The sequence below is a fragment of the Pseudoalteromonas sp. SR41-4 genome, assembly GCF_014163985.1.
In the GTDB taxonomy this organism is placed as follows: Bacteria; Pseudomonadota; Gammaproteobacteria; order Enterobacterales; family Alteromonadaceae; genus Pseudoalteromonas; species Pseudoalteromonas rhizosphaerae.
The window spans coordinates 17649-37355 of record NZ_JACJEI010000011.1; the positions used below are offsets into that span (position 1 = coordinate 17649).

Below are 19707 nucleotides of genomic sequence, written 5' to 3' on the forward strand. Positions count from 1 at the left end.
AAACTGACTCTCCATAGGCACAATGTTTTATAATGCTGGTAATTATACTTTCCCGACTAGGGTTTAAATTGTATCAAGCTTTGATAACCACTCACAAACGCCATGACACAAGTACTAAACAGATAAAGCGCCTAACAAAGTTAAATTCAACTTAGTTCATTATACAGCTTAGGTGTTTAATATAATTATTATAACGACCAGAAGAACCTTTAAATAAAGGTTGCCTTACTTGCCAAAGACTTGCTGTTTGAACATTATTTCTAAGTTTATGGAAATCCAAACACTTAGAAGACCAACTAAATCCGAGAAATTTATGTAACTCTTTTGCAACAGACTCACTATCGCTTATAAAACTATCATAATTGAAATTTAACGTATTACTTGGTAAGTGCGCTTGCCAAAAAGTAGACATTTTTTTATAAACATCATAAAAATGTGCAGTTGCCTCTAAATTATAACTGTATGTTAACTTGCTACTCAACTGGTTAAAGTATACCGACAAACATACATCATATTTCTCCCTATCAGTAAATATAAACTTTGCATTTGGAAAAGCACGAACTAATATATCAACATACCAAAAGTTATCAGGCATTTTATTTGTTATAATTCGTTTTCCATTGCTAATTTTTGAGATATGCTTTACGTATTCCTCCCTAAACCTAGTAACATTTTGTTCATCAACCTCTCCCTTAGGGAATTCTGGAAAAATATCATGAATAAGCTCTTCAACAAAAGTAAGTTCCCCCGCAGTATAAACATCTTCTCTATACGCTATTAGCTGCTCTAATAATGTAGTGCCAGATCTGAACATACCGCAAATGAATATAAAACTATACTCACAACTAAATACACCACCCTTAGAATAAATATCATTTATTGAATCGATAATTTTTTCACTATAAAGCTCGATATTTTTAGATTCATAAAATGAAAACCTATAACGGCTTACATCATTTGCTTCTCTGTAATATTTAAATGCTTCATTAAAATAATCAATATCATCATGAGCTTTCCCAAGAGCGAAATTCAGTGTTTCCTGCTCTGCCTCAGTAAGATTATTACTTTCTAATAATTTAATAGCGGCACTTACTAAATCAAGCTCTTCAGTAGTTTGTTTTCGCAAATAGAGTAATCGACTAATCAAATTAACATTTGTAGGGTCCAGTTCGAATGCAGAATAATAAAGAACTTCAGCATTAGCAAGCAAGCCAAACTCCTCTAAACATGTAGCTAGATTAAACAACCCAACTACACATTTAGGATTTATAGCAACGGCTTGTTCAAAACTAGCTCTTGCAAGTTTTGGCTTGTGCAAAGCGTTATAAATATTACCTTTCTTTATTAAAATTTTATAACTATCAAATTCAGAAGTAATAATTAATTTATCAATTAAAACTATAGCTTCTTCTTGTAAACCAACAACTAATAAGCTGTCTATTAGTAATAATGCATCAACTTCAGTAACATTGTAGTCCCTGAAAAAGATGTTTTTACAAACTATCTTTAAAACCGACTTTAATGATAACTCAGCAAAAGCACGAACTATATAACAGAAAAAATCATCAAACCCAGATTGAAGTGACATTAATCGATGCAAAATGTCATCTAGTTCTTGATACCTCCCCTGAACAAGCAACAATTTAAGCAGTATTTGATGGCATAAGATTAAATTTTTGCTTTCGTCAGAATTTAAATCAACTGTAGATACTAATAATGCCGAACGCAAGCAAGCTTCAGCCTCTATCTTATTATCCTTCTCTAACAAGAATATAGCATCACTCAACAAATTCTTACATATAGAGCTATCATTTGAAAACACAGCCGATCCCTTTCAAGTATTACTCTCCAACTTGTAGTAACGCATAGTTATTTTTAAAATCCAAAGTTATAATAAAGTGCTGCAATATATCGAAGCCTATCACACCTTTACTTTCAACTGATTGTTCTACTCTTGTTCCTGTTGTTACTTTCCCACTGTTCATTATATCTTCGCCAAAATCAAGTAAACTTACAGAAACATTTTCAAGGTTAAAAGGGCCAATTTTTACCGAATTAATGATCGTGGTTTTCTCATTAGGATTCATTTTTATGCCTAAGTCAGATGCATCATCTTTAAGTATTTTAATGCCATTTAACTCAGTAGTATCAAGTGTCAACCAAAATGATCGTCCATTAAGTTCGGTCTTAAAAACTTTAAGTGATGGATCATTTTTTAGAAGAGTATTAGCTGATAATAAGGGTTCTCTTTTTGAAACCATTTCAATATTACTATATTTACTAATATCTACACTTGCATGCGATATTAAACGTAATCTAGATTTAGGATAATCTATCTGTACTATATGCTCGCGGAAAAAAGGAACTCCAAGCACAAGATCATACCCATCTGCATTTATGGGGGTAAGCTCTTTAAAAGGCATATCTACATCAAAAATATGTACATTCACATTAGCAAAGCGTTCAACTCGACGTTCTCCACGGTTATCTCGAATTTCAACAATTCCACGCTTTGAAAACAAATCAATGTGCTTGGTACTAAAACCTACACCAATAAAATTACTCTGAGCTGTACTATCAATTATTGCAACACTATCAATTCCATAAATTTTAACTGGAAGTGTAATTTTGCCATTTCTTAATTCAAAATCAACCCAGTTAGTAACAGAAGACATAACCTGAGCACTAAAAAATAATATCATAAAAAGCATATACTTAAGCATTAAATTTTCCTTTAAAATAAAATAGTAGATTTTAAATTCAACTTTATTCTATATTAACATTAAAAAAGCCACACTATGTGTGGCTTTCAGTTTTTTTAGCTAAGAATTAAAAGTTAACACTGTAGCTCAAGGTAATAAAACGGCCCATGTTTGAATAATCACTTTGTTGATAAAACGGCCAGCTCACTTGTGAATGTGGTGGATTTTTATCAAATAAGTTACGAATACCAACAGTTATTGATTGATCACTTGTCAAATTATAAGTACTAACTAAGTTAACTTCAGCATATGAACTAACTTTAAGTGGTGTACCAGCATCTTTTAAACGTCCAACCATCTCTTTATCTACAGAGCCTGCATCAACGTCAGCTTGGGTATAACGCTCAACATCCCAACGCCCAACTCTTTCACAGCTTTTATTTTGGGTGTCACGCGATTGCCAACTATTGTATCCAGGTAAATAACGAACACTTAATGTAGTTGATATATCATCAACATCTAATGTAAAGCTTGCATTTGCAAACCAATCACGAGATGCATCATAATCCAAACTATCACATAACGGCTGAGCTGCTGAGTTTTGTGTCATAAACTCTAACCATTTTTCAGCTTTAAGGTTTGATTCTAAAGTACCGAAGCCTAAATCAACAGTGTGCTGAATATCTAATTGAAGACCTTTAGCACTCATTTCATTCATATTCTGTAAGTCACCTTTGACATACCCAGTACGAGCGCTGTCTGTAAGAGTACCATTTGAATTACGAATCACAAACTCAGTTAATCGACCTTCGGCTTCTTCATCAAGTATTTCTTGAATTGGCAAACTTCCAACTACGTCATCAATCGACAAACTCCAATAATCTAGCGATATTGATAAATCTTCAAGTGGCTCATAAACGAAACCAATATTATACGACTTAGTTGTTTCTGCAGTTAACTCTGGGTTACCACCACTTCGTGAGTTAAGTTCTTGAGTACGGCATTCACCTTCTGTTTCACTACCGCCTGCAGCGATTTGTTCATTACAGCGTTTTCTATCAACCGCTCTTTGAACACCTTCTGACGCACCTAAGAATAACTCACCTAAACCCGGTGCCTTGAAACCAGTACCTATCGAAGCACGTAGCAACAAGTTATCAAGAGGTCGATAGCCGATTTTTGCCGAGTAAGTAGACTTAGATTCTTCATCCACCCCCCAGTCAGCTTTATCTTGACGAACAGCAATACTTAAATCTAAGTTTTCAAGCACAGGTAGTTGTAACTCACCAAACACAGCGTTATTTGAAAACTGCCCACCACCGTTAGAGCCAGCACCACCGATCACTTGACCACCAACCTTCGCAGGGTCAGATACGTCAGTATATCGCTCATTACGTACATCTATACCTGCAGCATAACCAATTTCACCACCAGGTAACTCAAGAGGAATTAACCCAGAAGCTACTAGTGTGCCAAAGCCTATTTCGTAAGTACCTGTACGATGTGTTTTCGCTTCTAGGCTATTACATAAAGCCTGAGTTTCAGCATTCACAGAACAATCATTAAGTTTGAATGGATTTAATAATTCACCCGAAAAAGCATCGGCAGTCTGTTTTGATAACAGATTACCTCGCGTACCTATTTGACGGTTTGTTAATCGCGAAAAACCTAAGTCAGCATCTAGCTGTAAAGCATCTGAGATGTAATATTTAAATCCAGAGATTGCTTCAAAAGTTTCATTTGTGTTATCAGCCGTACGATTAGGAAAATCTATATAACGACGACCAACATAAACTGTTGTCTTATCGTCTTGTACATCTTGCCACACCCTTTCAGCTTTTTCTGGATCATCCTTAAAACGATCATTAAATAAAAAGTCACGAATGTATGGGCTGGTGTTTGCAATTTCTATTGAACCCGGAGCTGGTGCATTTGATGTTTCGGTGTATGCGCGTGTATAACGGAATTGGGCATTCACGGAGAAATCACTATTGAACTCATGGTTAATAATAGTTAATAAACTTTGGCGGTCCGATTTTGGTTGTAAAAAGTAATTAGGTGCGAAATCATACATGCAATCGCCACCTACTACATTTTCTTCAGCACAGCTTGACCATGGAACCCAGCTATCACTTGCTGCATCTTCACTACCAAGAATCCATGTTTTACCCGGGATCCCCCAAGGACTCCGACCATCACCACCTCGTACAATCTTGCCGTCTGAGTCATAGCCGAGTACCGCACTAGAGCCCATTTCTCGGTCAGTTGCTTTTATAACATCACGAGAAAAATAATCTGCCGCAAACAAAATATTCGTTTTATCGCTATTTACACCGGCAACTAAACTGAAGCCGTTCTCTTTGCCATCACCCTCAGCCAAATTACGACCATGCGATAGTTTAATATTTAAACCTTCATAATCAGTTTTTGTAATAATGTTGATTACACCAGCAACAGCATCTGAACCATAAATAGCTGAAGCGCCATCACCTAAAACATCAATACGCTCAACGGCAGCCATAGGGATCTGGTTAATATCAACAAAAATTCCACCTGCTGTATTTTTTGGCAAGCGACGGCCGTTTAATAAGATCAAGGTATAATCTGCACCAAAACCTTTTACACCCATTGAAGACGCACCAGCGGCTTGACTAAGAGTTGCCGATTCATTAAAACCGCCTGTAGATGCATTAGTCCTCAAAAAATCAGCAACTGTTACTGCTCCCTGATTTTTGATGTCTGAGATATCAAAAATTGTCACTGGAGTTGAAGTTTCCATATCTGTGCGACTAATACGTGAACCTGTGACTTGAATACGTTCAACTTTTTCTACATCTTCTTCAGCTGCAATTGTGTTTGCTGAAAACGCAGCTGTTGAAGCCGCACCAAAAGCGATCGCTAAGCGAACTGCTTTTGAAACTTTGTTATTTAACATTTGATTCTCCCTGGTCATATTAATATATGATTTTATTAGTTTTAATTACTCATAAAAAAGCTAATAAGTATCCATAAAAGATACTAAGTACCTAATTGAGCGAAGGAATAGTAATATCAGGTACAGCCAAAGGTCAACACTTATTTAACTTTAAATCCATCAACTTTACAGTTAAGGAACAAAAAAGCACAACTAATAAACAATATAAGCAACTGTTTTTATTGATTATTAATTTTATATTTACATTTATCGAAAAGACTAATACAAATAAATTAACAAGTAATACATTCAATAATTGAATCAAAACCCTTAATTCTTTAATTTTATTAGTTAAGACGATTTCTGTATGAAGGGAATAAAACTGAGTTAGCGGCAAATTGACGGAGATTTTTCAAAAGGTAGTTTTGTAACAGTATTTGAAGACCATACCTCATCATTCAATAATTTAAGACAGAATTTTGCTACATGTTATATGACTCCGTTTAATATTTTTTCAAATACTGAAAGGTAAAAACTTAGTTGAAAATCAGACATAACTATTAAAAGGCGTTATACATGTAATAGCATCATAAACTAGTAATTCTAAATTGGTTATTAACAGTTCTACTTAGCTTTTTTCAGTATTGAATAAAACATAACAATAATTAACGAATTTAAAAAAGTTAACCGAGTTTAATATCGATAAGTTTTTCTTAATGTAAACTTACCCTTCATTTATACCACTTCAATTAAAATAATTTTTAGTCAATTAAATACAAGCCGAAAACTACCATATTTTCGTTATAATACTAATTAATTATCGCTGCTTAAATTTAGGTAAGTTCCCGACCTGCTTTAATAAAAAAATAAAAACCAAAAGATGCCTTAAATATAAGGCTAAATTACATTAAACCAACCAGTAATAGAATATCTTGGATACTTTGCGAAAGGTGTTACGTAACTTACTGAATGTGGTAAATTTACATCAAATAAACTAAGAGTATTATTTTTCGGAAAAAACGTATCAATCATCCCCCCTTCAGCATTAAAAAAGTGTAGTAAACCACCCCAATCAGGATGCCAGTTTGGTGTAAAACCAAATACATAGGCAATAGCTCTACCTTCACTAGGTAGCACATCATTATGCCTTGTTAAAAAATTACCTGATATATAGCGTGTCACTTGTACACTTGCACTAATTACATTTTCATTACCAGTGATCTGTCGAATAAAATTAAGGCAAACATCTGAATTCAGATAATTAAAAAGAGCTTTATATAAAGAAAATTCTGTATTTTTATTGATATTATGTCGCCCATAAAAAAAGCCAATTCCATTTGAAGCATCTTTATAGATTGTCCTTTGGAGTTCTCTTTTTTCTTCTGTAGTCATATTCCCTAATTCACGATCTGAAGATTGAATATATTTACCATCTATAGCAAAAGCATTTAGAAAACTCGTCTTATTTTCGATCGCTTCGTGCAAAAGTGATGCACTTTCATCTGTCCATACGTCTGAGAGCATGACCCTTTTATTTTTCATATACTCTTCTTGTATACTCTCCAGCTTTTCACTTATATTTTTTAACTCAACCATTTTTTACCTCATAAAAAAAAGCCACTCTAGAGTGGCTTTAAATTAAATTAAATTATTAATAATGCATTAAAATTTAATAGTTGCTCGTAAATATACAAAGCGATCCATATTTACATCATACTCAGTAACTGAGAAGTTGTTTGTAGATATTGCTACATCGTTATTGCTATATTCTGGTGATGGTTCTTTAGCGAATAAATTCTCAATACCTAGTGTTAACTTAGTATTATAAGCATCTAATGCGTAGCCTACTGAAACATCATGTACAAAGTAAGAACCGATCTCCGCTGCCATACCTGGGTAGTTTTCAGCACCATATAAAACATCGTAATAGTTCTGTAAACGATCTACATAACGAGTTTGCCAATGAGCGTCAAAATCACCCATCGACCAATCAACTGCAAATGTACCTTTATATTCAGGGTAACCAGCATCACCATACTGAATCCCAACTTGATCTTCACCATCAAATTCATTCGTCATCACATATGACAAGTCTAGTGACGTTTTAAAGCTACCGTATTCAGTATCAAATTTATAGGCTGTAAAGAAGTCAATACCTTCTACGTTGTATGAACCTGAATTTTGTAGGAAGTTACGTAAATCAACAACATTACCGTTTGCATCGCGATCAATATAATCACAAGACTGAGCATTATCACCTGTTGAACATTCATTCAGAAGTCTTGAAGCACCATAACGACCGATTGAGTTTGTAACTTCAATATCATAATAATCGATTGTGAATTCTAAACCATCAACATAACTTGGGTTATAAACAATACCAAATGTTTTTGATTCTGACTCTTCCGGCTTAAGATCTGGCGATGATACATTTGTAATACGAATTTGAGTATTTGCTTGTGCATAACCATCTGGTACACCAGCACAACCTGGAAGGTTAGGAACTGCACCCTCAACTGAATTACATGGATCTGTTAGTGTTGGATATGAATCAGCATTACCTGCATATAAATCCGAAATTGAAGGAGCTCTATAACCTTCAGCCCATGTACCACGAAGTAAAATGTCGTCGATTGGACGGTATTCTACACCCACTTTAGCAGTAGAGTTGCTACCATATGCACTGTGATCTGAGAATCGAATTGCTGGTGAAATAGTTAAGCCTTCAATAACAGGAATTGATAGCTCAACATATGCCTCGTCTAAGCGGAAACCACCAGAAGTAGCATCACGTTGGTTACCTGACGTTTCACCACTTTGCGTTAGTGGATCTGGAGTATCATAACCACTCTCTTCACGACGCTCTAAACCGATAGCCATACCAACTACACCAGCTGGTAATTCAAATGCATCACCCGCAAAGTTTAATGTGTAATCTTTTAGCTCTAAACCTTCACGCGATACGCTATCAAACGTTACGAAATCAACCATTTCCGGTGTAATTGAACCAGCACCACCAAATAAGTTAAGCGGTACACATGACGTTGATGCGTTACAGTTATCACCAAGTGCCTGATTAATACGCGTTAAATTTAATAGACCTGTTGTTAATACGTCTTGGCTATTTTTACCGTATATATATGATGCATCCCAAACCCAAGATGTATCGCCAACATTACCCTCTAAACCAACCATTGCGCGGTATGTTGTATCATTTTGTTTGTAAATACGATTACCCGCTTCTACAAATCGACGTTGACCTGCATAAGGTACATATCCGTCAACACCAGAACGTGCGCCATCACCATATAAAGTTTCACCGAAAGGGTTATAGATATTATTTGCATGAATATCTACTTTACTTGCAGATGCACCAAAAGACGCACCAATAGTAAGTGGCATTGCAGCTAATAACTGAGATGACTCACGGTTTGTCATCATGAAATCAGATACTACTCTAAGATCATCAGAAAGGTCATAAAAAGCTTGTACGTACATACTATTACGTACTTGTGGAGTCGACAAATAGTTTTCTGGTGCATAGTTATACACATCACCACTGCGATCTCTGAATGAATCAATGCCTACACCTGAACCAGCACCATTTGGAACTAAATCGAAGCCAGCATTAGATTTTCCAGCGTTATTTTCAGTATAACCTTGAGCTAGCAAATCATTTCGAAGTGAATCAGAAATAGCACTAGATGTTAAACGAAGACGGCCTTTTTCTGTTGTTGAACTGTTACCCATTGATGAGATATCACGATCACCAGCCCAAATTTCAGCTTGAGTAACGTGGCTAAGGTTCATCATTAAGCCACCTTTATCAGAGGTGGTACCAATTGTTAAATCAGCTGAATATTGACGGCCATCATTATATTTTAAGTTTTCACCACCATAAACTGAAAGCTCTGCACCTTCAAAATCTTTACGTGTGATGATGTTCACAACACCGGCTATCGCATCTGAACCGTAAATTGCTGATGCGCCATCTTTAACAACTTCAACACGTTCAATTGATGCTGCTGGAATGGTATTTAAATCAACTGTTGAACCTAAAGATGATATCCAACGTTTGCCATTCACTAAAACCAATAGACGCTGTGCACCTAGGTTACGCAAATCCATGTTAGTGGCACCGTTACCGCCATTATTAAATGCAGTATTCAATGCAGCACCTGCGGCAGGGATTTGCTGTAAGATATTACCGATACTGATTTGGCCACTTGCAGCAATATCTGAACGGTCTAGTACAAGTACAGGACTAGCACTTTCTAAATCGGTTCGTTTAATACGAGAACCAGTAACTTGGATACGTTCTACTTTATCAACACCTTCTTCTTCTGCTGCGAATGAAGTTGCTGAAAATGCAGCTGTTGATGCTGCACCAAAAGCGATCGCTAAGCGAACTGCCTTTGAAACTTTATTATTTAACATTTGATTCTCCCTGGACCACTATATTGTGGGTTATTTTTATTTAGTTTTTGTAAACTATCGCAACACTTAATGTTGCAACTGCACAATGATAGTAAACAAAAAAAACCAAGATGCCAACATTTGTTCACATTAATTTAATTTAAATGTGGGGTAAAATCGATAACATACTGAAAAAAGGTACTAAAACGACTAAAATAGCAACAGTGATATTTAAAACACTTTCCTATGTATACTTTTTAGCAACAAAAACAGCTCAATAATACCCATATTTGGAACTATCTAAAGGAGTTGTAATTGTATTTTATTAGACGAGTTAAAATCTTTATTCAAGGGAAGCAGGATCATTTGTGCGATTGGTTTGAGTTGTTTTTCTACATAAATTGCATAGTCATATTTTTGACTTGTCTGGGTTTGCTGCATGTTTGCATAGAGCTCTGCACCAATATGGGTGTACACATATTCAACAATTTGGCCTTTATTAATGACAAACTCAGGGTGAGTTGCTTGGTATTTTTTGACAGCTTGGACTTGAGGAGGGATGTTTTTTTGATAATCAGCCAAGTGTTGGCCGAGTTTTTTTCTGTATACGAGTTTGTCGTCAAATTCCCCAGCATACAAACGCGTAATGTAACTTTCAATAATCGGTGTTAACATTTCAACAGTAAAACTGTCGCTGAATAAAGTTTCAAACAGTTTGGTTTGAAATTCATGCGCTAATTCTGTCCAGTCACTTCGCACGGTTTCCATGCCTTTGAAAATTAGCTCTTTTTTATCTTCGCATTGTACCTGGCCAACATAACGTTTTTTTGAGCCGGTGGTTTTGCCACGGATAGTCGGCATAAAGAATGGGCTATAAAGTGTTTCGAATTCTATTTCTAAATAACTTTGTGTCGCAAAGCGCTGTTTTATTGTTTGCTGCCATTTTTCATTAATAGTATTCGCTAATTGCTTGCCAATTTCTTTGCAGTTATCTGAATCAAGTTCATCTGGTAGGCTCACAAATGTTGAATCGGTGTCACCATAAATAACAGTATAACCAAGCTCTTCGATCCACAGTCTGCTAGTTTGCATTATTTCATGACCACGCAAAGTAATAGAGCTTGATAAGCGTGGATCGTAAAAACGACACCCCTTTGAACCTAACACCCCATATAAACTGTTCATGATGATTTTTATAGCTTGCGATAGCATGGGCTGAGCAGTGTTTTTTGCATGTTGCCTTGATGAGGCTAACTTTTTTATTAAATTAGGAAGGTGATGCTCAGTGCGAGAAAAAAAAGCGTCTTTAAAACCTGCAATCGCGTTATCAGGCTCCTCTAAGCCGCGAATTAACCCAAGCGGATCAATACAAAACGTTTGCATAATCGATGGATACAAGCTTTTAAAATCCAACACGATAACATTTTTATAAAGCCCAGGAATTGACTCCATCACAAAACCGCCAGGGCTTTCAAACGATAAGCCATGATCGCCTAGATTCGGTGCAACATAACCGCTTCGATGCAATAACGGTAAATATAAGTTAGTAAAAGCAGCCACTGAGCCACCCATTCGTTCTAACTCTAATCCTGTTAACTGCGTGCGAACAATAGCAAATTCAATGAGTTTTAACTTTGCAAAGATACGATTAACTAACACACAATCTTGACGATTATACGCCGCTAGCGAGAGCTTATCTTCATTATATTGACGAATAATTTCACTCAAGCGGTTATCGCTTTGGATTAACTTTTTCTCGCCTAGTATTTTATGGCTCACATTAGCCAGTGAGAAACTATCAAAATGATAAGTAGCATTTTTTAGCGTATCTATGCCATCGATAACACAGCGCCCAGGCAGAGTTAAACGGGTAAAATGTCCTTCTCTGATCTGTAATTGACCATTACCTCGACCCAATAATAATTTAACGCCAAGGGCATCCGCGCGTCGATTAAGTACATTAAAATCAAATTCAATGACGTTCCAACCAATAATAATGTCAGGATCTGCTTGTTGTACCAGCTGTTGTAATTGAGTCAGTAAATCAATTTCATCATGGCACCAATGAATAGTCTGTTCACTCTGTTGTGGCTCGCCAACCATAATAACGCAATCAATCCCCTCACTTACTAAACCAACTGAAAACAACACGCCTTCACCACTGCACTCAATATCCAATGACAGCGTTTTAAAACGTGGTTTATACGAATCAGCTGCTTTTAACTGGGCATTGTCGATTTGGATAAAGCCAGCTTGTTGAGTAACGTCGCCTGTCACCCACACCCCACCTCGAATAAAACGCTCCATTAAAAAGCGATCGCTGTGGCGTACATCACCTTCATATACTGTGATCTGGTTTTCTAGGGGTTGGTTTTCTAAAAGCTGCCTTGCTTGATATAACGCTTGTGAGCTTGAAAAATAGCAAGCGATGCATTGTTCGCCACTAAAGTGTTTAATCGCAACGTCTTTAAATTCGACATTGATATTGTGCTTTGATAACAACTGAGCAGCTAAAGCACGTTGTTTTATTAAAATAAAAAAAACCGCTTGTTGATTTGGCACTAACACTTTTATTGGACCGTGATCAGAGCTTAGCCAATAGCACAGTGTGATCCCGCTATGGCGGCTATACTTATCAGCAGAATATTGTTGCCTAGAAAGTATAAAGCCTTGATAGATTGCTTGTGTCAATGTTCGATCCCAATTAATATACAGCACTGTGATTATATACATACTTTAGGTTATTAACCCATGCTTTCTGATGCATTAAAAACAACGATAAGAAAAATTCACAAGCATGTGGCCGATAACCTCAGTGATTATCGCCCTCGTAGTAGCCAAAATTACTTAGTAGCAGAAATTGCAAAAACACTGGCTGGCGAATACCACAAAAAACAGCGGATCTGCGTTATTGAAGCTGGTACAGGTACGGGTAAATCGCTGGCTTATTGTTTAGGTGCATTACCGCTGGCGCTTGCACAAAAAAAGAAGTTAATTATTTCTACTGCAACAGTAGCTCTGCAAGAGCAATTAATAAGTAAAGAACTCCCCTTTTTTAAAAAACATTCAGGCCTTGATTTCAAGTTTGATTTAGTCAAAGGCCGCCAGCGCTACCTATGTGCACACAAGCTACATAATGCGGTTAATGGTGACAATCAAACACAAATGGACTTTATGCCCACCCTTACTTCGCCACTGAGTGCGATGGAAACTAAATGTTTGCAGCAACTCTATGATGCTTACACCAATAAAAAGTGGCAAGGCGATCGAGACAGCTGGGCAGATACTATCCCTGATCGCGTTTGGGGATTAATTGCTTGCGATAAACATGCTTGTCAAAGACAAATGAAAGCACATCAAACCTGCCCTTTTCAACTTGCTCGTCAACGCTTGATGCAAATGGATGTATTAGTGATTAACCATTCATTATTATTAGCTGATCTTGATTTAGGTGGCGGGAAAATTCTGCCCGAGCCAGATAATAGTATTTACGTTATTGATGAAGCTCATCATCTTGCTCATATTACGCGTGACTTTTCATCTGCCGCAGCGACGATTAAAGGCACCATTGATTGGCTTGATAAACTCACTAAATTTAGTGGCAAAATGGCCAAAGTATTAGTAGGTCAAAAAGCCATTGGGCAAAATTTTAAGCTCTGTGACAGTATTAATGATGCTAATAAAGACTTAAAAGTTGTTCGCGATATTTTGGATAATGCCGATTTTAACTATTCAAAAGACGATACATACCGATTTGAACATGGTGAAATACCTGAATCGTTACACGCTAAAGCCAAAGATATCAGCGAGGCGACCCTCGATGCTCTGCGCTGCTTAAATAAAATGCACGATACCTTAGTACAAGATGTCAGTGATGGTGATATCAAACCCTATGTTGCCGATCCTATTTTAGGCGAAAGCGGTCATTACATTAATCGTTTAGAGCAACTAAACAAACTTTGGTATAGCTACGCCACCAAGGGTGAAGGCACACCACATGCACGTTGGATAAAGCGTTTAGAATACAAAAACCATCACGACCATCTACTCAGCGATTGCCCTATTGAAGTTGGCTACTATTTAAAAGATAAACTGTGGCGACAATGTGCCGGTGCGGTTTTATGCTCAGCGACCCTGACTGCACTTGGTTCATTCGATCATTTTGCTTACGAAAGCGGTCTTACTAAAGAAGAAGGTGTAAAATACTTAAAAGTACCTTCTCCGTTTGATTATCCTAATCAAGCCACTTTGCACATACCAACATCACACATCGAGCCGACCGATAAAGAATTTAGTGATCATCTGGCCAAAGTATTGCCGGATCACTTAAATACGCAACATGCTAATTTAGTGTTGTTTGCGTCTTACTGGCAAATGGATCATGTAGTAAAAGCTTTGCGCGCTAAACACCTCGACATTTTAGTACAAGGTGAAATGTCGCGTGAAGCACTGTTAAAGCAACATACAAAGAATATAGATGCGGGTAAAGGCAGTATTTTATTTGGCACACAAAGCTTATCCGAAGGACTCGACTTACCGGGTAAATACCTTGAGAACTTAGTGATCACTAAAATTCCATTCGCGGTACCCACCTCCCCCATTGAAGAGGCACAAGCAGAGTTTGTACAAAGTAAAGGGGGTAATCCGTTTTTATCTATCACGGTGCCTGATGCGGCTAAGAAATTAGTGCAAAGCTGTGGTAGACTGCTGCGTAAAGAGAACGATCAAGGGCGCATTACAATCCTAGATCGCCGTTTAGTGACCAAGCGATATGGCAAAGCCATGCTTGACACATTACCACCCTTTAAAAGACAAATAGATTATTAATGTTTGAACTTGCACTAGACCCAACAACCTGGGCACTTCTTTGCGCAGTGGCACTTGCCGCAGGCTTTATAGACGCAATAGCCGGTGGTGGTGGCATGTTAACCGTGCCAGCACTTTTAACAGCAGGATTGCCGCCCCATTTAACACTTGGCACTAACAAATTAGCCGCTAGCTTTGGCTCACTCACAGCAAGTGTTACTTACTTCCGTAAGCAATTATTTAATCCTCGATTCTGGGCAGCGTCAATTATAGCAACCGCCATTGGCGCTTTACTTGGTACCCTTATTGTTGACTACCTGAGTATTGAATTTTTAAACAAACTACTGCCTATTGTTATCATTATGGTAGCCTGCTACAGCTTATTTGGCAGTTTAAGTACGGTAGAACATGATCAATTACCACCATTGAACAAAACAACTAAAATAAAACAATGGCTACAAGGCTTAAGCTTAGGGTTTTTTGATGGCTTGGCAGGCCCTGGGACCGGGACTTTTTGGACTGCATCAAATAGTTTACTCTACAAAATGAGTTTACTGCTAAACTGTGGTTTAGCCCGTTCAATGAATTTTGTGTCAAATTTTGTATCACTGATTACTTTTGTAGCGCTTGGTCATGTTAACTTTTTACTCGGTATCACAATGGGCTTCTTTTTGATGTTTGGAGCCTGGCTTGGAGCTCATTCAGCAATTCGGTTTGGCAGTAAGTTTATTCGTCCTGTTTTTAATACTGTGGTGATAATTTTAGCGTTAAAACTAATTTACGAGGCTTATTTATAAAATGCGAACAGCTTCTTTTGATAAGCTTTGCCAACAAGTTGCAACCTTAAAGCAGCATGCTGAGCAATTTGATAAAGCCAAGTTATTTGCTAAAAACCGCTATATGCAGGCACAACCCAGTTTATTTGACCGAGGTGTGTTTACTACTAAAAGCATGAAATTAGTTGATTATGTGTTAGAAATTGAAGATGAAGTTAATAGCCTTCCACCACTGGAGCGTCGCCATGCTCATAATTATGCTTTAGAGCGTATCGGTAATCAGGTGCAAGCCGTATTTAACGTCATTAAATCAACCCCTATTTGGGAAAAAGAAAACAAAAGCACTTACAAACCCCGTAGTAAAACCAATAATAAATCGGCACCTTACCAACAAGCTGTAAAACAAATTATGCAACCCGCCCATGAGCTATATGACGAACTCAAACAAAATCATGAGTTCGAGCGTCGCTTAGTGCTAATGGTTGAAGAATGTAAGCTAAGAATGCAAAATGTGGGTCCTGTAAAAGCAAAAGCCATTAATTTAGAGATCCTTGCTCTTCATGGCCGCCTTGGTCGCTGCCGTAAGGCAATATCTGCCACCGAAGAAAAAATTCAAATAGTTGAAAAACAACAATTACGCTAGCTATGACTGTTTTTTATCATCCACTATACTCTGCGCTTGAACTGCCTTTACGACATCGTTTTCCAATCGCTAAATATAAATTGCTAAAACAAGAAATTGCAGAGCTTGGTTTTACTGACTTTATTAGCCCAAATAAAGCGACTAATGAACAGCTCCAGCTTTGCCACAGCCATGAGTATGTTGAACGCTTTATTAGCGGGCAGTTAACTGACAAAGAAATAAAGAAAATGGGTTTCCCATGGTCAAATCAACTGGTAGAGCGCACTTTATTTTCTGTTGGTGCAAGTATTCAAGCCTCTGAATACGCTTTAAAAACGCAGCTGGCGGTAAATCTCAGCGGCGGATATCATCATGCTTATAATGCTTACGGCAGTGGTTTTTGTATTTTCAACGACCTCGCGGTTGCCGCCGCTCATCTCATTAACACTGAGCAAGCATCAACGGTGCTGATTTTTGATTGTGATGTACACCAAGGTGATGGCACAGCAGAAATTTGTGGCTCTCTTGATGGAGTGATTAGCTGTTCGATTCATTGTCAGCAAAACTTTCCACGTTTAAAGCAGCATTCTGATTATGATTTCTCACTCAACACTGGCTGCAGCGATAATGAATATTTAAAAACAGTCGCTAATGCCTTGGATTTTTGTATCCGTCTTCATCAGCCTGATATTATTTTATATAACGCCGGAGCTGATATTTGTAGCCAAGACGAATTAGGCTATTTTGATGTTAGTTTAGAGGGTGTATATCAACGCGATTCGCTGGTTTTAGCAACCTGCAAACAGCACTCAATTCCTTTAATGTGCGCGCTCGGTGGCGGTTATCAGCGAGATACACAAAAGTTAGTTGAGGTTCATAAGTTGCTTTTTCAAGCGATTGTCGATTTATACCCGCACTTGGTATAAACTAAAAACAGCTTAATACTACCAAGGTAGATAACACAGTGCGATTACATGACGACATACACAATTACTATGAAAAAATTATGATTGAAGAAATCATTAAACGACAACTTGAAAAGCACTATAATGAAGACGTAATGGCTGATTTTTGCTGTACTGTATTAAACCAACTACCTGCCCGATACATTCGTTATGATGTGGATATGGAATTTTACTTACCACAGGTCGAACGGATCCATATGGAGGAACGAGTAAATATTGCCATTGATGTAGCAATCAGCCAAATAGCGAAAAAAAAGGGCGGACATGAGTAAAGAGTTAACCCAAGCACCTACACACGTAAAATTAGCCGTAGACTTAATAATGCTGCTTGAACAACATGAAGTTGCCGCTGATGATGTGCTCAAAGCACTTGAAATAATCAAAAGCGATTATGAAAAAAAGCGCCTCAATACTAACATACAGCCAGCATAATTTTCTGGCTGTAGTACATTTGCATAATCGTATTATTCGTCTTTAAAAATTGCCACGTAGGTCGCTTGCGTATTCGATTTACTGGCCCGATACATACCACTAGTATTAAACGGTAAACTGATATTACCTTTACCATCAACGATGATCACTCCTCCAGTACCACCAATGGGCTTTAGCACACTATTAATCACTTCATCACCCGCTTGTGTAATAGTCTTACTTTGATATTTAACTCGTGCGCAAATATCAGCCGCGACGTTATAACGAATGAAATACTCGCCGTGGCCAGTGGCAGATACCGCACATGACGCATTTTCAGCAAATGTACCTGCACCAATTACAGGGGCATCACCAATGCGACCAAAACGCTTTGCAGTCATCCCACCCGTTGAAGTACCTGCCGCCAAGTTACCATTTTTATCAAGTGCAACAGCACCCACAGTGCCCATTTTATAATTGACGGGTAACGCCTGATGCGCAGCTTGATAATCTTTACTGGTAGCTTTGGCTTTATCTAGTTTTTCTTTTGCTTTTAATAACGCTTTATAACGGTTATCCGTATCAAATAAGTTATTTTCGACCAATGGAACGCCCTGCTCTTTGGCAAACTCTTCAGCACCTTGACCACTGAGCATCACATGAACCGATTCTTCCATCACCAAGCGCGCTAAATTAATCGGATTTTCAATATGTTTAACACCCGCAACAGCGCCCGCTTGACGATCACGACCATCCATAATTGACGCATCTAATTCATGACCGCCGTCATAGGTATATACCGCACCTCGACCGGCATTAAAGTATGGCGAGTTTTCTAATACATTGATTGCAGCGGTTACTGCATCTAGGCTTTCGCCACCTTGCTCAAGTACTTTATAGCCAGTTTCTACCGCCTCTTTGAGTTTAGAGCGATAAGCTTTTTCTTGCTCTGGAGTAAAACGGCTTTTTTCAATCGTGCCCGCCCCACCGTGAATAGCTATAGCCAAAGGTGTACTAGCGCTTATGGCTAATGGGCTAAACGTTATACAGCACGCACTAACTAAAGCGCTAAAAAGTGACTTGTTCATACAGGTAGCTTGTGTTGGAAATAAGTATAACCAATGTGAATAAATTGGCGCTAAATTACAACCCTAACCAGATAAAAGACATAAAAAAAGCGCCCAAAGGCGCTTTTTAATATTTCGTTTAAATTACGCTTGTTGCGCTTTCAAACGAGCTAAACGTGCTACTTGATGCGTAGACGTTAAGAAAGAGAAAATAGGCGCTAAATAACCACGCTTACGAAGCTCTAAAAAGTCTTCGTCGCTTAACTCGTTAAGCTTTTTCTCATCAATAAGGTAAATACCATTGATGTCTTTTTTCTCGCCTTTAATATCAACTGTTAGTGTTTGCGCTACTAAAAGCTCTTTATCAGCAAGATATTTTGTGAATGCTTCAGTTACATGAGAAAACTCAATAAATGATACAAGTGCTTCTTTACGACGTTTTAAGTAATCTGTCTCTTCACCGTTTTCAAATAATGCATTTCCTTCAGTTTCACCCACTAATGGGCTTGCTTCGTCAATCACAATACCATATTGATCTTCTTGTGGGTGTTTAACTAGACCCAGTGGGTAGCGTGTTGTTGCCATAGGAGCAAACGCTGCAGTCCACTTACCGTCTTTTACAAAAAGGTTTTCGCCAGGCTCTAAACCAAACATAGCTACAGCTTGAAATTGACCAGTCTCGTTATTTTTTACGAAAGACATTGGAAACTCATTTGCTACACGCGCGAACTCATGTGCAACGACAGGCACTAAGTGTTGAGTTTTTAAAAATTCTACATTGATGCCGTTTTGAATTTTAGTGTTGGCATGCTTTTCATTGTGTAAAGGCTGTACTTGTTGCTCCGCCATGTTACTGCTCCGTTATTAATAAGTTTATATTTTTGCTGTTAGTACCCTAAGGCTAAAGGTTTTGCCACAAAAATGGAAGTGAAAATTTTGTGTCAATTTGCATGTTACCAAGTAAAATAAGCCTCTCAAACAGTTGCATACAGATAAAAAGTTTATCGTTGTTTTATAGCTTCCTAAAA

14 protein-coding genes are annotated in these 19707 nt (G+C 37.6%); 6 read left to right on the forward strand and 8 right to left on the reverse strand.

The genetic code is table 11. The features are described from left to right. Positions 1-151: 151 nt before the first annotated feature. From H5180_RS10670 to H5180_RS10695, 6 genes are all read right to left on the reverse strand, one after another. Positions 152-1822: a sulfotransferase gene (locus tag H5180_RS10670; protein WP_182758200.1), complete on the reverse strand. Its 1671-nt coding sequence runs from the start codon at positions 1820-1822 to the stop codon at positions 152-154. 19 nt (positions 1823-1841) lie between these two features. Continuing rightward, a complete protein-coding gene (locus H5180_RS10675) occupies positions 1842-2723 on the reverse strand; it encodes a hypothetical protein (RefSeq protein ID WP_182758201.1) in 882 nt (293 codons plus the stop codon). Positions 2724-2829: 106 nt separating this feature from the next. Then, positions 2830-5637 (reverse strand): TonB-dependent siderophore receptor, encoded by a 2808-nt coding sequence (locus tag H5180_RS10680; protein WP_182758202.1) that lies wholly within the window; start codon positions 5635-5637, stop codon positions 2830-2832. A gap of 876 nt (positions 5638-6513) precedes the next feature. Beyond that, complete coding sequence (locus H5180_RS10685) at positions 6514-7212, reverse strand: 2OG-Fe(II) oxygenase family protein (protein ID WP_182758203.1); 699 nt, start codon at positions 7210-7212, stop codon at positions 6514-6516. A 66-nt stretch (positions 7213-7278) separates the two neighbouring features. Continuing rightward, positions 7279-10053, reverse strand: coding sequence for a TonB-dependent siderophore receptor (locus tag H5180_RS10690; RefSeq protein WP_182758204.1), 2775 nt, complete (start codon positions 10051-10053; stop codon positions 7279-7281). A gap of 279 nt (positions 10054-10332) precedes the next feature. After that, the gene (locus H5180_RS10695) at positions 10333-12723 is read right to left on the reverse strand and encodes a DNA polymerase II (protein WP_182758205.1); all 2391 of its coding nucleotides are present in this window, start codon (positions 12721-12723) and stop codon (positions 10333-10335) included. A 60-nt stretch (positions 12724-12783) separates the two neighbouring features. Here H5180_RS10695 and dinG point away from each other — a divergent pair, with 60 nt between their 5' ends. Genes dinG through H5180_RS10725 form a run of 6 tightly spaced genes read left to right on the forward strand, consistent with a single transcriptional unit; the run spans position 12784 to position 17633 of the window. Then, on the forward strand, positions 12784-14859 hold the full coding sequence (gene dinG / locus H5180_RS10700; RefSeq protein ID WP_182758206.1) for an ATP-dependent DNA helicase DinG: 2076 nt from the start codon (positions 12784-12786) through the stop codon (positions 14857-14859). After that, a complete protein-coding gene (locus tag H5180_RS10705; RefSeq protein WP_145240961.1) occupies positions 14859-15635 on the forward strand; it encodes a TSUP family transporter in 777 nt (258 codons plus the stop codon). Before dinG ends, H5180_RS10705 begins: the two co-directional genes overlap by 1 nt. A 1-nt stretch (position 15636) precedes the next feature. After that, complete coding sequence (locus tag H5180_RS10710) at positions 15637-16257, forward strand: primosomal replication protein (RefSeq protein ID WP_145240963.1); 621 nt, start codon at positions 15637-15639, stop codon at positions 16255-16257. 2 nt (positions 16258-16259) lie between these two features. Beyond that, positions 16260-17162 carry a histone deacetylase gene (locus tag H5180_RS10715; RefSeq protein ID WP_182732446.1) on the forward strand — a complete coding sequence of 301 codons (903 nt, stop codon included), beginning with the start codon at positions 16260-16262 and terminating at the stop codon, positions 17160-17162. A 38-nt stretch (positions 17163-17200) separates the two neighbouring features. Then, positions 17201-17473 carry a late competence development ComFB family protein gene (locus H5180_RS10720; protein WP_145240967.1) on the forward strand — a complete coding sequence of 91 codons (273 nt, stop codon included), beginning with the start codon at positions 17201-17203 and terminating at the stop codon, positions 17471-17473. After that, positions 17466-17633, forward strand: coding sequence for a DUF2496 domain-containing protein (locus H5180_RS10725; protein ID WP_145240969.1), 168 nt, complete (start codon positions 17466-17468; stop codon positions 17631-17633). The genes H5180_RS10720 and H5180_RS10725 overlap by 8 nt, the downstream gene beginning before the upstream one ends. Positions 17634-17665: 32 nt before the next feature. Here H5180_RS10725 and H5180_RS10730 read toward each other — a convergent pair whose 3' ends face one another. Together H5180_RS10730 and H5180_RS10735 are read right to left on the reverse strand one after the other, a co-directional pair. Continuing rightward, positions 17666-18700 (reverse strand): isoaspartyl peptidase/L-asparaginase family protein, encoded by a 1035-nt coding sequence (locus tag H5180_RS10730; protein WP_145240971.1) that lies wholly within the window; start codon positions 18698-18700, stop codon positions 17666-17668. Positions 18701-18823: 123 nt separating this feature from the next. Beyond that, positions 18824-19528 carry a SapC family protein gene (locus H5180_RS10735; protein WP_145240973.1) on the reverse strand — a complete coding sequence of 235 codons (705 nt, stop codon included), beginning with the start codon at positions 19526-19528 and terminating at the stop codon, positions 18824-18826. Positions 19529-19707 lie beyond the last annotated feature (179 nt).

Excerpts from the sequence above, each read along its gene's own strand:
- H5180_RS10675 (WP_182758201.1), bottom strand. The coding sequence starts at position 2,723 with ATGCTTAAGTATATGCTTTTTATGATATTATTTTTTAGTGCTCAGGTT.
- H5180_RS10680 (WP_182758202.1), bottom strand. The coding sequence starts at position 5,637 with ATGTTAAATAACAAAGTTTCAAAAGCAGTTCGCTTAGCGATCGCTTTT.
- H5180_RS10685 (WP_182758203.1), bottom strand. The coding sequence starts at position 7,212 with ATGGTTGAGTTAAAAAATATAAGTGAAAAGCTGGAGAGTATACAAGAA.
- H5180_RS10690 (WP_182758204.1), bottom strand. The coding sequence starts at position 10,053 with ATGTTAAATAATAAAGTTTCAAAGGCAGTTCGCTTAGCGATCGCTTTT.
- dinG (WP_182758206.1), top strand. The coding sequence starts at position 12,784 with ATGCTTTCTGATGCATTAAAAACAACGATAAGAAAAATTCACAAGCAT.
- H5180_RS10705 (WP_145240961.1), top strand. The coding sequence starts at position 14,859 with ATGTTTGAACTTGCACTAGACCCAACAACCTGGGCACTTCTTTGCGCA.
- H5180_RS10710 (WP_145240963.1), top strand. The coding sequence starts at position 15,637 with ATGCGAACAGCTTCTTTTGATAAGCTTTGCCAACAAGTTGCAACCTTA.
- H5180_RS10715 (WP_182732446.1), top strand. The coding sequence starts at position 16,260 with ATGACTGTTTTTTATCATCCACTATACTCTGCGCTTGAACTGCCTTTA.
- H5180_RS10725 (WP_145240969.1), top strand. The coding sequence starts at position 17,466 with ATGAGTAAAGAGTTAACCCAAGCACCTACACACGTAAAATTAGCCGTA.
- H5180_RS10730 (WP_145240971.1), bottom strand. The coding sequence starts at position 18,700 with ATGAACAAGTCACTTTTTAGCGCTTTAGTTAGTGCGTGCTGTATAACG.
- H5180_RS10735 (WP_145240973.1), bottom strand. The coding sequence starts at position 19,528 with ATGGCGGAGCAACAAGTACAGCCTTTACACAATGAAAAGCATGCCAAC.